Source organism: Lacrimispora algidixylanolytica (assembly GCF_003609635.1).
GTDB lineage: Bacteria > Bacillota > Clostridia > Lachnospirales > Lachnospiraceae > Lacrimispora > Lacrimispora algidixylanolytica.
Genome location: NZ_MCIA01000016.1, coordinates 1 through 14,558, shown reverse-complemented (window position 1 = coordinate 14,558; position 14,558 = coordinate 1). Strand labels below are relative to the sequence as shown.

Below are 14,558 nucleotides of genomic sequence, written 5' to 3'. Positions count from 1 at the left end.
CAGAAAGGAGGAATGATGATGAAAAGTAAGGTAGAACCTCTGGTAAATCTAAATATCAATCCATGCAAGATGTGTATGCCCATGGGAAGTGCAACTGCATTTTATGGCTTGAAAAATACCATGACCATTCTTCATGGTTCTCAGGGGTGTGCAACTTACATCCGCAGGCATATGGCTACCCACTATAATGAACCCGTTGACATTGCCTCCTCTTCCTTAACAGAGGAAGGAACTGTTTACGGAGGTAGTGGGAATCTTAAAAAAGGTTTAAAGAATTTAATCGAGCTTTACCATCCAGATATCATTGGTGTTATGACCACCTGTCTGGCAGAGACCATAGGAGAAGACGTGCCTGGAATCTTAAATGAGTTTCAGGAGGAAAACCCCCAATACAAAGATATCACCCTCATCCCCTGTTCCTCACCAGGATATGGAGGAAGCCAGTATGATGGATACTTTTCTGCCTTACATGCCATCGTTTCTTCTATAGAAATGGAAGGGACGAAAAACAATCTGGTAAATGTTTTGACTGCCCCCATAAGTCCAGCAGATACCAGATACATAAAAGCAATGTTAAAGCTTTTTGGAATTGAGGCCATACTACTTCCTGATTTGTCGGAAAATCTGGATGGAGAGCATGATAAAGAATACAACCGTCTTCCCCACCACGGAACCCATATATCCCAGTTAAAGAAGATGGGAGGGGCAAAGCTTACTCTGGAATTGTGCAGTTTTGAACGGAAAAATTCTGTAGCAGAGTATTTACAAAATACATATGGAGTTCCCTATGTAAGACTTTCCCTACCTGTTGGACTTAGAGATACGGATGCCTTTCTAAAAGCTCTCTCAGACATTTCTAAGCTTCCAATTCCGGAAGAACTGAATAAGGAAAGGGGCCGGTATTTGGATTCCATGATTGATTCCCACAAATACAATGCCAGTGGCAGAGCGGCTGTATTTGGAGAACCAGATCAAGTTTATTCCACCGTCCGTCTCATGTGTGAATGCGGGATTTTGCCGGTAGTATGTGCCACTGGAGCCGCCTGCCCGGAGCTTTTAAAGAAAGTGGCTCCTGAGATAGAAAAGTTAAGAAACCTCTACCTGACAGAAGCTTATAAGATTGCTGACAAAGCAGATTTTAAAGACATCGAGGCTATGATGATAGAATGTAAGGCAAATGTCATGGTAGGAAATTCCGATGGAAGAAGAATTGCAGAGGATTTAAAGCTTCCCCTGGTACGTAGAGGGTTCCCCATTCATGACCACGTAGGAGGTCAGAGATTAAAGATGCTTGGGTACGAAGGCTCCATGGAATATATGGATGAGATCTCCAATTATCTCATTGATACCATTGAGACCAGCTTCCGTGAGACTCTATACAATTCCTATTATAAAGACACCTTAATTGACACAAAAGAAATGGAAGTGAAACCTATGATAGACAGCCGCGAAGAGGAAATGAAGAGAAAGACATTAGAGCATCCATGTTACAACTGTAAGGGTCATAAATTTGCCAGGATTCATCTTCCTGTAGCACCTGCCTGCAACGTTCAGTGCAAATACTGCGTAAGAAAATTTGACTGTCCCAATGAAAGCCGGCCAGGAGTGACCTCTGTAATCCTCACACCGGAGGAAGGCCTAAGCCGCTATCTGGCAGTGAAAGAAAAGATGCCAAACTTAACCGTGGTAGGCATAGCAGGACCGGGAGAAGCTTTGGAAAACTGGGAGAGTGTAAAGTCTTTATTTGAACAGATTAGGGCACATGATCCTAAGGTTACTTTTTGCTTATCTACCAACGGCCTTAAGCTTCCTCTTTATGCAGAGGAGCTGGCTAGACTCTCGGTATCTCATGTGACGGTAACTTTAAATGCCGTAGACCCTCACATCAGTGGTCAGATGTATCAGTACATAAGGTTTATGGGAAAAGAATATACCGGAGATGCAGCAGGAGCCATTATGGTGGCAAATCAGCTTGCGGGAATCCGACTTTTAATTGCCAACGGCATACTTGTAAAGGTGAATATCGTAACGGTTAAGGGAATCAATGACAGCCATGTACCAGAAGTGGTGAAGGTCGTGAAATCTCTTGGATGCTTTATCACCAACATCATGCAGATGATTCCTGTGGAGGGAAGCGCATTCGAACAGGTGGAACCCATATCCAATAAACGCCTTACGGAGATAAGAAAAGAGTGTGAGGAAATCATGCCTCAGATGTATCACTGCCAGCACTGTCGGGCAGATGCAGTGGGAACCTTAACCGATGACAAATCCATAGAGCTAAAAGGGTTTTTACAGGAGGAAGCAAAAGACTCTCAGCCAGTTAAAACTCATTACCGGTTTGCGGTTGCTTCCAAAAGCGGAGTCATTGTAGACACTCATTTTGGTCATGCAAAAGAGTTCTATCTATATGATTACTTAAATGGAGAAGTCCGTTTCGCCGGGAAAAAGAAGGTAGAGCAGTATTGTATAGGAGAAGAACACTGCGAAGAAAAGGAAGATAAGATGGAAAGCATTATGAATGCCATCAAAGGTTGCAACGGAGTCATAGCTATGCGGATCGGTATGGAGCCATCGAAAAAGCTGGCAGAGCTGGGAATCAAACCAGTAAATACCTATGACATGATTGAAGATGCGGTGAAAAAAGCTGCAGCCGCCATGTAAAGAGGAGGAGTCAAATGGTACAGCCAAAATATCACGTTCTTATCTGCACCAGTTGCAGAATCAACGGAACACAAAAGGGGTTATGTTATCAAAAAGGCAGTGTGGACTTAATCCAAAGCTTTATGCAAGAGATTGAAGACCGGGAGCTGTCAGGGGAGGTGGTCATTAGTAATACCGGATGTTTTGGCATCTGCGATAAAGGGCCGGTGGTAGTGGTATATCCTGAGGGAGTCTGGTATGGCAATGTGTCCGAAGATGATGTGGAACGGATTTTTGATGAACATTTTGAAGGGGGTACACCAGTGAAAGATTTGATGATTTAGTAGGTTCACACGCAAAAGGAGGGGCTGTGGGATGATGAAGATGATTGATGCGACACTGACAATGCTTGATGAATATTCACTGACAAAGGAACTGGTTCTGGAATTTTTAGAAGGGTTAAAAAGCCTGTCTGTCTCTGGGGCGGTTTTATCTCCCAAAGTGTATCACTTGTTAAAAGGGCAACTGCCAGAGGGGCTGGTCTATTATATGGAGCTTCCCAGTATGGCAGAAAGCCTTAAGTATCCTGGAGTTCAGTTCTTTTTGTCCTCCTTCTGCGACGGCACGGGAAAGAGCATTCGTAATATTCAGGTCAATGACTTATGGGAGCTAAAAGGTTTAGAGGGGATGGAGGGCGATAAGAAATTAAGACTTACCGGACTTGATGATCTGCTGATTTATGAGAGCCGGGACATCTACGAGCGAGGGATGAAGCTGCTTATGGGGGTGTCGCCCATCCTTTATCCTGAGGATTCCTATTACTGCGCGTCTGCCATTGCGGCTGATTACCTTCAGTATCATCACAACGGTACCGTCATGACCACGTTTACCGGCATCGGCAATAAGGCCGCCACAGAACAGGTGCTTTTGGCAATAAGAGTGGTGGAGAGATATAAGCCAAACCACAACTTTGATAAACTGTCTCAGCTTAGAGATTTATTTGAGGAAATGACAAAAACCGAAATTTCTGCGCATACCCCAGTTATCGGACGAAAGATATTTTACATTGAATCAGGCATTCACGTAGATGGGGTATTAAAAAAGCCATCCAATTATGAATCCTTTCCACCAGAACTTGTGGGAGCCTCCAGAAAGGTGGTGTTAGGGAAACATTCCGGCGGAGCCTCTATCCGCTATAAACTGAAGGAATTTCACTGCGAAGGAAACTATAACGTAGAACAGCTTTTGGATATGGTGAAACGAAGGAGTATGAAAAAGGGTGGAGAAGTAACTGATGAGGAATTTCTAACCATATTGAGCGAGTGTGATGAATATGAAAAGACGAATCAAAATTGTTGATACCACCCTTCGTGACGGAGAGCAGTGTCCTGGCATCGTATTTTCTCCATCGGATAAGATCAGACTGGCTCTTTATTTAGACAGCATTGGTATTCATGAAATCGAGGCTGGGATCTTTGATACCGGAACAGAAGGGTGTAATTATATTGGAGAGATCATGAAACGAAAAAAGCAGGCGATTATATCGGTGTGGTCTAGGCTCAATGCAGGCGATATAGAAGAATCTGCCAGGCAGAAGCCAGATCTGATCCACATTGGAACCCCAGTTTCCTACTCTCAGATCTATAACAAGTTGGGAAAGAACAAAAAGTGGATTGAAAATACGCTGCAGGAATGTATCAAAGTGGCGAAGGATTATAACATTCCAATCACCGTTGGACTGGAAGATGCTTCACGAGCTGACGTTGCATTTTTAACATCCTTAATTCGCCTGATCAAGCAGCAAGGTGTGGAAGTCATCCGACTGGCAGATACGGTAGGAGTCTTATTTCCAAGGAGAGCAAGAACCTTGATTCAGGAAATCAAACAGACTGGCATTCAGGTAGAGGTTCACGAACACAATGATTTTGGCATGGCAGTTGCAAATTCTATGGTCATGGCACTTGCCGGCGCGGATATGGTAGATGGAACCTTGTTAGGAATTGGAGAGCGGGCAGGAAACTGCAATCTCTATGAATTTGTCCATGGAGCCAACCGAAAGCTGGAGCTGGGAGTGACCAGTCAGGACATTCGAAAAGCAGAGGATCTACTAAAATCCATAATGGCTGGAGGTGTAAGAGATGATACGTCAGATTAAGTATGAAGACGGAAGAGAGAAAATAGCAGATGGCATCCATAGCCTCTGCCGCACCCTTTCCCTGGAAGGTGGAATTTTAGTAAAAGGCAGTTACACCTTTTCTGCCAGTGAGGTGGCAAAGGAGATGGAAGGAGATGACTCTTACTTTAATCAGGGAATTCGCCTTGCCGCCGCTGCAATTGGTGAAATCAATTTCCTAACGGGGTGTGGCACCAGGGAAACTGCAACAGTTATGGATTCCCTGCTCTCTGTTTGTATCAAAAAGGCCGCCAGTGGGTTAAATCCCATTAAGCTAGCCAGGGACTTAAAGCAGGCATCGGAAGCACTGGAAAAGTCTATTATGGAAGATTCCCATTCCTCTCCTCATGGAAAAGCAGATTTAATTGGTCAGATAACAAAGGATCCTCAGATTACTGACCTGGTACTTCAGGGGGGAGAAGCCGGAGAACTGGTGGTAAAGGAGTCCATGTATGCAAAGACAAGGCTGGAAATAACAAAGGGGCTACGCCTTGATGGACCTCTGTCCGTAGGTGGAGCAGGAACCAAAACAGAGGTTTTGGTCCTGGTAACAAATCGTACCCTTTCCTCCTTTTCAGAGATTTACCCCCTTCTTGCAAAGCTGGGCGAGGATCATTTATTTATTCTTGCAGATGAGATTGAGGGGGAAGCACTCACCCTTTTAACTGCTAATGCAAAACAAAACCGCCTTCACGTTTGGGCCATGAAAGGGCCTGGGATGGGACGAAGAAAAGTGGATATCATGGAAGATGCGGCGGCCTTAACAGGCACAAGAGTGTTTGACGGAATTTATCCTTGTGAGATGAAAGACATTACTCCGAAGATGCTTGGAAGAGCAAAGACACTTACCATGGCAGGATCGTATACGGTCATAGCTGGCAATCCAGATTCCAATGATATCTCTATGAGAATTACAGGGATCAATAAAAAAATAGAAGAGCCAGAAACTAACTATTATGATAAACAAAAGTTAAGAGAGAGGATTGCGGGCCTCTCAAAAAGTGCTCCTGTAATCTACGCCGGAGGAGATACTCTGGTCGAGGCCAGAGAAGAAAAAAGAAGGATTGAGTGTGCAGTGGCGTATGCACAGACCATCGAACGGTACGGTATCTATAGGAAAGAGAATCTTCAGAACCTTATGTTAAAGACGGAGGCGGAAGTTATCCTTGCTAACGTCATAAACCAAAGCATAAAAGAGCCCGAAATCAGCGCATGGCTCCTTGCCTTAATCATACGAAAATCCTGTAGCCTTTTATACTTGTGGTTGACAATTGGAGCCGTATTGGTAAGTGTAGGTTATGACAGAGAGGATATGGAACTGATAAAAAGCGGGATTGATGTGGAAAGACTACGAGGTTGAAATGATAATAAAACATGTGAGGCTAAAACCCGGTTTTGTATTAAAAGAGCTGGGAGGGGAGTTTTGTATTTTTGATGAACGAGATAGTCAAAATGGCTCTTTAAACGGACTGCCATCGGTAAATGAAACCTGCATCTTTCTCTGGAACAGCCTGGAGAGAGGAACCAAAGTAACTGATTTGGTATCTCTTTTGTCAGCGGAAAAGGATATTGACGAGGAAGATGCCACTTTGGAACTGGAAGAGTTTCTTGCAAAGTTGATTCATGGAAATGTAATTGAGATTGAGGAGTCTGGGAAAGGGGATTGGTAAATGAATAAAATTGCAGTGTATAGCAGGGAAGAAGAGCTGGCGCCCTTTTCAGATTGCAATCGGGCTACCATATACGAAAAGCAAGAGGATACCTGGAAACCCATCAAAGCAGCTGTCTTTCCCTCTATAAAGGGAATTACCATAAAGGAACTGAGGGAAGCCACAGAAAAAGCGGCCTTCTTTGCAGAGGATGCCAGGGCTGTTATCTGCAAGGAAATGACCGGAATTCCATTTACCGTATTTAATAAGAAGGGATACGGTATTTTCTGTACAGAAAAAGCAGATGAAATGACCTTTGAAGGAGTCATTGCCGACATGGAAGAAGGCGATGAAAAAAGGAGAATGAGAGAGGAGATGCTTTTAAATCCGGGACCAATAGAAACCAGCACTCCTGGAATTTATTATTTGAATTTAATGGAACTACAAAAGGAGTGTCCTGATATTTCTTCGAAAAAGGCGCTTGCTTCGTTTCTTTCTGATACCCCATTTTTAGAACTTCAACTAATCTGTGCCCATATTCCTCCTTGGCTTTTGATGGATTCTTCTTATGAGAAGAAGATTCGTTCACAGGATGGTGTGGAGCATGTAACTGTAACCAGGAAACATTGTTAACCGGAGGTGAAAGCAATGCAAAATTATATGGTTTTAGATCGACGTACCATTCAAACTCCTTACGGCATTCTTGGAGGAGTGGATTCCTTTACCTGTCATCCAAAGGGAGAGCTGTTAGGAGTAAAACTCTCAGAAAAAAACATGATCGTTACCCAGGCAGGAGAGATGATTCCTGCTTATACGGAGCATTCAAGAAGGAAAAAGAAACCGTCTGTGGAGTTTGATAAGCAGGGAATGGTAATTAGTGTGGCGTTAGAAAAACAACAAGAGGTACACACTCCCATTGGAGAACTTCCAGCCGAGCTGATAAAGTTCTATTCCACAGGAGAGCTACACCGGGTATTTATTTTAGATGGGCAGTTAAGTGGCTTTTGGACAGAAGAAGATGAAAAGAATCTTAACATCTCGTTGACCTTTGATCTTGGATTTACAGAATTTCAAGGAATGATAAATGGCATTTGTTTTTACAAAAGTGGAGACATCAAAAGCATCACCTTATTTCCCGGAGAAATGGCAAAAATATTGACTCCTATGGGAATGGTGGAGACAAAGGTGGGCGTTTCTTTATATGAATCGGGAAGCTTAAAATCCGTGGAACCGGCTGATCCAGTGTTATTACCCACCCCCATCGGCAGATTAACCGCCTACGATCCCGACCAGAATGGAATCAATGCAGACAGCAATTCTCTTTCCTTTACAGAGAGTGGGGAGATAAAAAGTCTGATCACCTGCGATCACTCGATCTACGTCCAGACCGATGAGGAAGAGATGAAAAAATATTCTCCCCATGTAAAAGTTCATCCTCTCTATGATGACCTCCTTGCTGTATCCGGAATTCAAATAGAATTTCTTATGGAAACAGGAGAGGTGATCATTGATCATGACAAATATGATTTGGAGTTATGTGGTTTTACCATCGAGCCTTTTGCAAGACCAGGATTGCACTGCTCTCCCTCGGACTGTGCAAACTGTTCTCTGTGCAACAAATCCATGACGGAATAAAGGTGGCGGTGTCTAATTATGATTGCAATCATGTTGCGTTCCAGTTAATGTCCTGAAAGATAAAGCAGCACCGCTGTTAAGGTGGCACTAAGACCAATGATTGCTTCGTAACCAATTAATTTGGTTCTCTGCTTAATGGTTAAGTTCACCGGCTCGCAGGACGCATGGAAGAAGGAACCATGTGGCAGGGAATCAATGACGATTGCGCCGCAGTGCACCATAGCTCCGGCAGAAAGGGCTGAAATACCCACACCAGTGAGCACTCCTGCAAAGGTCTGTGATGCAACGGTAGAACCTGCAGTCGTAGAAGCTGTGGCGGCAGCCATTAATATACCAGAGACTGGTGCAAGGAGGAAGGTTGGTAAATTCATCATCTGGAGCCAGCCAAGGACATCAGAAGGCAGAGATGAGGCTTTGATAATACCTGCAATGGCTCCGGTTCCCAACAAAAGAATGGATACTCCCATCACCTTGTTTAATCCAAATTCCGCATATGTTAAAAATTGGCTTCTGCGACCACATGCGATGGTACATATCAGTCCGCCAATTGGCAGCGCAATCAAAGGATCAACGGTGATTTGAAACAAGGGTCTCATAGCCAGCAAGAAAATAACAACAGCAGGGCCACTTAAAGCGGCCCAAATGGATGGCAATGTTGTATTATGGCTGGTGCCATGTTCCAAATCAGCGTCTGTAATGGGGATGCCCGGTTTCTTTGAAAGGAGAGCTGCGAGCATTGCCGTAACAAGGACAGCAACAATAGCAGGTATCATATTTTTCATCATGAGGGAAGTTAGGTTAACCTGAAATGCTTCTGCCACAGCAATGGTATTGGAATTTGGGGAAATAATATTTCCCGCTTTACCTCCCCCAATAATAGCAAGAACAATAGCTTCCTTTGGAAATCCAGCCTTTTTACCAATAGCAAGAGCAATGGGGGCTACTGTAATCACGGTAACAGTAATAAAAACCCCTACCCCACATATAATCATAGCCGCCAAACCAATGGCAAGGAAGGCACGTTTCGACCCAAGTCTATTTACGATCTCATCTGCAATTTTTTCTGCCGAGCCGGTCATGATGAGAGCTCCAGCTAAAATTCCTGACGTCAATATCCTTAAAACAGCAGACACCATTCCCTGGCATCCCGTAATCATTGCAGCAATGGTCGCGTCTAGTCCACCGCCTCCAATGATACCTCCAATCAAAGCTCCCAGAATCAAACTATATGCAGGCTGAACCTTTAAATTTATGAGTGCAATGGCTGTGATCAGCCCAAGTAAAGCCCCTATGGTTGTAAATGTAACTGTCATTTATCCTTCCGTTCCTTTCCTGTATAGCCTGTAAACCTGTTCTGCGGTGTCGGAAAGGTTTCTTTTGGCATTCTCTGAATTCATAGCTTCCTCTAGTGTAGTGATGGTACGCAAGATTGGGAAATATGCGTCAATTCCATATTGGTTGCACTCCCCGGCATCTCTGGTTACACTTCCTGCAAAAGCAATCACGGTTTTCCCATATTGTTTGGCAAGTTTTGCAACGCCGATTGGTGCTTTCCCCATGGCAGTCTGCCCGTCCAAACGTCCTTCCCCTGTAATTACAAGGTCAGCGTCTTTTATCTTTTCCTCCAGTCTGGTTTCCTCCAATACAATTTTTATTCCCGATTCCAGTACTGCATTGGTAAAGGTCAAAAACGCAAATCCCATCCCCCCAGCAGCCCCTGTGCCGGCCTGGTTTGCATCTGCTTTCGGATAAGACTTCTTTGACAAGGCGGCATAATGTTCCAGCCATTTATCCATGTCTGTAATCATTTCAGGAGTCGCCCCTTTTTGAGGTCCATAGATTGCACTGCATCCAAGCTCACCGCAAAGAGGATTTGTCACATCACAGGCCACATAAAAGGTGCATTCTCTTAACTCTGGAATTACATTCGTATCAGTAATGGTTTTAAGCATTGAAAGTCCGATGGCTCCAAATGGAATCTCTTTCCCTGTGGAATCCAAAAGCTCATACCCCAATGCCTGAAGCATTCCAGCGCCTCCATCGTTGGTAGCACTTCCTCCGATTCCAATGATAAATCTGCGGCATCCCCTTGTAATGGCATCTTTAATAACCTCTCCAACCCCGTAGGTGGTAGTTTGCATTGGATTTTTCTCTGTTTCTGGAACTAGTGTGATTCCGGCTGCACCCGACATCTCAATAATTGCAGTCTTAGTATGCTCTATAATTCCATAGGCACAGTTCACTGGCTTTCCTAAGGGATCAGTCACAGTAATGGAAAGTAGCGTTCCTTTCATTCCATGTACCAATGCTTCAACCGTCCCTTCTCCTCCATCTGCCAAAGGATAGATTGTGATAGATTCTTCTGGATTGACTCGTCTTATCCCTTCCCCAATAGCTTCCCCTGCTTCCATGGAAGAAAGGCTGCCCTTAAAGGAATCTATGGCAATTACTATATTCATGTTAAACCTCCAAACGACTATTTCATAAAGGATCATGTCTATTTTATTATAATCGTAATTATACAGAATTTACATTAGAAATATATAGTTTGAATAACATATATTTGTTCCTTAGTTTGTGAGTTTATGTTACACTTAACATATAGGACAAGCTTGTATCTATTTTCACAGGATTGATTTCAGATTGGAGTGGTATGATTACAAAAATCAGCAAAAAGCTGGCTCAGCAAATCGTAGATACAGTGAAGGACGTGAGCGGCTATCATATTAATTTCATTGATGGGAGCGGAATTATTTTTGCCAGTACCAATCATCAAAGGATTGGTGATTTTCACGAAATTGGCTACCGGGCTGCGATGACGGGAGAAGTGATTGAGACAACGGGTGAACAACAATTTCAAGGGTCACAAAAAGGGGTAAACATACCGATTTTTCATAATGCACTTTTTGTGGCAGTAATAGGGATCACCGGGGAACCAGATGAGGTCCGCAAGTACGCAAATCTTGCCATTCGCATCACACAGCTTTTGATTCGTGAGCAGGAGATGGACGCCGCTATATTTACACAGAAAGAAAAAGTGAATTATATCGTGCGAAGCCTTATTACCGGAGATTTTTCAAACAGAGCATACTTAAATCAATGCTTAAATGAAGTGAAGGTAGATGCCACAGAGAACATGCGGACAGTTATCCTCCTTTTAAATAACAGATATAATGTGGTCAATATATCCCTGATTGAGCAAAAACTATTTCGCACCCTGGAATCCATCCAGGCTCCACTTTTTTCTTATACCTATCCCAATGAATTTATTGCAGTGGTCTACGAAAAAAATCTGCCACAAACGGTTCCCATATTGAAACAGCTGGCGGCAGATTATGAGCATATATTATCCATTGGAGTAGGAAGCAATCAGGAGATAAATCAGCTTAAGCTTTCCTATGATAACAGTTATATTGCCCTAAAAAGTCTGCAAGTGGCTAAAAGCAACTATGCAGAGTTTGATTTGCTGGACATAGAAATAATTCTTGGAAGTATTGATATTAAATCACGGGAGGAATATTTAAAAAAGACACTTTCCGCACTTAGTGACGAAGATATCAGCCTGCTACGAACCTATTACGAGCAGGGAATGTCCCTGGCAAAGACCTGTGAGATCTTATTTCTCCACAAAAATACACTTCAATATAAATTGGACCGCATTTATAGGTTATCTGGTTATAACCCTAGAGAATTCAGACACGGAGTTATTTTGTATGTTGCCCTGTGGTTGAATGTAAACCTACTCTAAATCTTTGCTTAGAAAATGGTAACATGGTTTCATTTTTTGGAAGGTACAGTACCTATGAAATCCCAGAGAAAGAAGTTCACGCTTAGTATCTGTAATATAAGCTCCAAGATGCTTCTTTTCATGGCTATCACTACCAATGGTAAGTATAGTTCCTCCCAGCTCCTGGTATAACTTCAAGATGTCTCTAGAGGGAGTCATATCTTTTAAGCCATACCGGTGACTGGAGGTGTTTACTTCAATCCCTTTTCCATCCCGGATTACGAATTTCAAAATTTCAGTGATAATGGGACGTACTTTTTCAAACGGATAAATTCCATTTGGATCGTAACGAGTAATTAAATCCAAATGACCTAATTCATCCCTCCCTTTCTTTTCCAATACAAGTGCCAGTTTTACGTGTTAACAACTCATGCATGAGGATCATAATAAGTAAAACACCCAGCAAATACAATGGCAATAATGCGACTGTGATCTTATTTGCCACTATTCCAAACAATGGCGGCATGAGACAGGTACCAATATAGGCACTTGCCATTTGCACCCCAATAATGGCTTGAGAACGTTCCGCTCCAAAATGTGCCGGAGTTGAATGTATGATGCAAGGATAAATAGGGGCGCATCCAAGACCTATTATAATCAGACCAATGAGTGAAAAAATCTGCGTGGCAGGAAGTAACATTGTGAAAATACCTACTGCTATAAAAACTTGGCCCAGGCGAATCATCTGAACATTACTCAGTTTCATGGTAATAAATCCACTTAGTGCCCGGCCAATGGTGATTCCAATAAAGAACAAACTGGCAAAACTAGCCGCGGTTTCAGGGGCGATGCCCTTGTACAGGGTCAAATAACTGCTGGCCCAAAGCCCCGTAGTCTGCTCTAAGGCACAGTAGCAGAAAAAGCATAGCATAACTTCTTTTGCACCAGGAATACGAATGATTTCAGAGAGTGTAAGTGGCTTTTTACTTGTAACTGTGTGATCCAAAGTAAAAGTGTTCGAGCTTTTCCATAGTGGAAGGCTGAAAAACAGTACTGCAGTCAACACGATTTGCAAAATACCAATGTAACGATAACCCATGTTCCAGCCATTTCCGCCTGTTAGTGCAAAGCCCATAATATAAGGCCCCAGAGTTGCACCCATCCCCCACATACAATGTAACCAGCTCATGTGCTTGCTTTCATAGTGCAAGGCAACATAATTGTTCAGTGAAGCATCAACACTACCTGCACCCAAACCATAAGGGATTGCCCAAAGGCAAAGCATAGCAAAAGAATGTGATGTAGAAAAACCGAATAGTGCAAGAGCAGTCAAAACAACACTGATTGCAGTTACCTTGCCGGTTCCCAATTTACGTGTTAATCGATCGCTTTGAAGGCTAGAAACAATGGTTCCAAGTGCGATAATCATGGAAATAATTCCTGCATAAGAAAGTGGCACACCGAATTCTGTATAGATGGACGGCCAGGCAGAACCCAGTAAAGAATCAGGTAGTCCAAGACTAATAAAAGCAATATAGATAATGGCTAAAAGTAAATGTGTCATCTTGTATTCCTCCTTGTTTGTTGATATGATTATATCAGCGTAAAGGTAAGAAATATAGAATAAAATCGTCGATATCCTATGATTATATCTTCATTTTTGTCTATAATGGAAAGGTGGTTGTGAGTGTGGCATTATCAGCTTGTGAAGTTACCATTGATAAAACCAAAAAAGAGCTTGTAAGGCATGGGCTTGTTATGTTTCCCATTGCTTGCTATGAAGATGATTTGGCATTAACTGCGATACCGTGGCATTGGCACGATGAATTTGAATTCATCATGATAATAGAAGGGATTGCTCCTATACAGGTGGAAGAAACAACCATTCAATTAATGCAGGGAGATGCTATCTTTATCAATTCTGGTGTGCTCCACAATATTGATAATGGAAAAACGGTAGAAGCTAAATACAACTCTCTGGTGTTTCATGCCAGACTAATAGGAGGTAATATAAACAGCGTTTTTTGGCAAAAGCTTATTACTCCCGTTATGCAAGATAAATCTTTTCGATATCTGCATTTGGATCATTCCATTTCCTGGCAGGCGGAACTGATTAAAGACATGGCAACGGCATGGAAGGCTGTTGTGGAAGAGATAGAAGATTATGAAAATCTTGTTCGTTATCATTTGTCAAAAGCATTTCGGCTCTTAAATAATAATCATCAAGTGCCAGATGTAAATATTAGCTACCGAGAAAAATTATCAGTTGAGCGAACTAAGGTTATGATACAGTACATGGAAGAACATTATTCAGAGGAACTTTCTCTGGATATCATTGCCGATCGTGCATACGTCAGCAAAAGTGTGTGTCTGCGCTGTTTTCGCCAGGTAATTGGAACGACACCGATTCGTTACTTAATTCAATACCGCATTGAAAAAGCAGCGGAACGATTAACTGCATCCGATGAAAAAGCGAATGAAATTGCGACAAGCTGTGGATTTTCAGATATTAGCTATTTCTCGAAGTGCTTTCGTGAATTAAAAGGGCTTTCCCCATTAGAATATAGACAATCATTTACAAAGAAATGCGGTCCAGCTTAATGTTGTCATGAGACAGTTGGTGGTAACTTATGAGCAATCGATCTTAAATAATCTGTTACAGGATTAGGATCAGGTGTAAGTAGCAAAGCTTGAATGGCAGTCTTTTATAATGATAAAAATGGCTTGAATT

14 protein-coding genes are annotated in these 14,558 nt (G+C 42.7%); 10 read left to right on the top strand and 4 right to left on the bottom strand.

Annotated elements, in window-relative coordinates; all coding sequences use genetic code 11:
• Window positions 1–18 precede the first annotated feature (18 nt).
• From BET01_RS10920 to BET01_RS10885, 8 genes are read left to right on the top strand one after another with little or no spacing between them, the layout of a single operon-like run.
• Window positions 19–2,664, top strand: a complete 2,646-nt coding sequence (locus tag BET01_RS10920; protein ID WP_120196840.1) for a nitrogenase component 1 — start codon at window positions 19–21, stop codon at window positions 2,662–2,664.
• A 14-nt stretch (window positions 2,665–2,678) separates the two neighbouring features.
• Window positions 2,679–2,987, top strand: a complete 309-nt coding sequence (locus BET01_RS10915) for a 2Fe-2S ferredoxin (RefSeq protein ID WP_120196839.1) — start codon at window positions 2,679–2,681, stop codon at window positions 2,985–2,987.
• A 31-nt stretch (window positions 2,988–3,018) separates the two neighbouring features.
• Entirely contained in the window at window positions 3,019–4,002 is a 984-nt protein-coding gene (locus tag BET01_RS10910; RefSeq protein WP_120196838.1) for a homocitrate synthase/isopropylmalate synthase family protein, read from the top strand.
• Window positions 3,977–4,798, top strand: coding sequence for a beta/alpha barrel domain-containing protein (locus tag BET01_RS10905; RefSeq protein WP_120196943.1), 822 nt, complete (start codon window positions 3,977–3,979; stop codon window positions 4,796–4,798). Before BET01_RS10910 ends, BET01_RS10905 begins: the two co-directional genes overlap by 26 nt.
• Entirely contained in the window at window positions 4,782–6,176 is a 1,395-nt protein-coding gene (locus BET01_RS10900; protein WP_120196837.1) for a TCP-1/cpn60 chaperonin family protein, read from the top strand. The genes BET01_RS10905 and BET01_RS10900 overlap by 17 nt, the downstream gene beginning before the upstream one ends.
• Before the next feature lies 1 nt (window position 6,177).
• Complete coding sequence (locus BET01_RS10895) at window positions 6,178–6,486, top strand: PqqD family protein (RefSeq protein ID WP_158585041.1); 309 nt, start codon at window positions 6,178–6,180, stop codon at window positions 6,484–6,486.
• Window positions 6,487–7,098, top strand: a complete 612-nt coding sequence (locus BET01_RS10890) for a Fe-only nitrogenase accessory AnfO family protein (protein ID WP_120196835.1) — start codon at window positions 6,487–6,489, stop codon at window positions 7,096–7,098.
• Window positions 7,099–7,113: 15 nt separating this feature from the next.
• Window positions 7,114–8,100, top strand: coding sequence for a hypothetical protein (locus BET01_RS10885; RefSeq protein WP_120196834.1), 987 nt, complete (start codon window positions 7,114–7,116; stop codon window positions 8,098–8,100).
• Between the two features lie 44 nt (window positions 8,101–8,144).
• Here BET01_RS10885 and BET01_RS10880 read toward each other — a convergent pair whose 3' ends face one another.
• Entirely contained in the window at window positions 8,145–9,413 is a 1,269-nt protein-coding gene (locus BET01_RS10880; protein ID WP_120196833.1) for a GntP family permease, read from the bottom strand.
• Window positions 9,414–10,559, bottom strand: coding sequence for a glycerate kinase family protein (locus tag BET01_RS10875; protein ID WP_120196832.1), 1,146 nt, complete (start codon window positions 10,557–10,559; stop codon window positions 9,414–9,416).
• Between the two features lie 194 nt (window positions 10,560–10,753).
• Between BET01_RS10875 and BET01_RS10870 the strand changes: the two genes are divergently transcribed.
• Window positions 10,754–11,848 carry a CdaR family transcriptional regulator gene (locus BET01_RS10870; RefSeq protein ID WP_120196831.1) on the top strand — a complete coding sequence of 365 codons (1,095 nt, stop codon included), beginning with the start codon at window positions 10,754–10,756 and terminating at the stop codon, window positions 11,846–11,848.
• Here the strand turns inward: BET01_RS10870 and BET01_RS10865 are convergent.
• Together BET01_RS10865 and BET01_RS10860 are read right to left on the bottom strand one after the other, a co-directional pair.
• The gene (locus BET01_RS10865; protein ID WP_330512744.1) at window positions 11,840–12,193 is read right to left on the bottom strand and encodes a hypothetical protein; all 354 of its coding nucleotides are present in this window, start codon (window positions 12,191–12,193) and stop codon (window positions 11,840–11,842) included. The genes BET01_RS10870 and BET01_RS10865 overlap by 9 nt on opposite strands.
• A 10-nt stretch (window positions 12,194–12,203) precedes the next feature.
• Entirely contained in the window at window positions 12,204–13,391 is a 1,188-nt protein-coding gene (locus tag BET01_RS10860; RefSeq protein WP_120196829.1) for an MFS transporter, read from the bottom strand.
• 125 nt (window positions 13,392–13,516) lie between these two features.
• On the opposite strand from BET01_RS10860, the gene BET01_RS10855 reads away from it, so the two are divergent.
• A complete protein-coding gene (locus BET01_RS10855; RefSeq protein ID WP_120196828.1) occupies window positions 13,517–14,428 on the top strand; it encodes an AraC family transcriptional regulator in 912 nt (303 codons plus the stop codon).
• Window positions 14,429–14,558 lie beyond the last annotated feature (130 nt).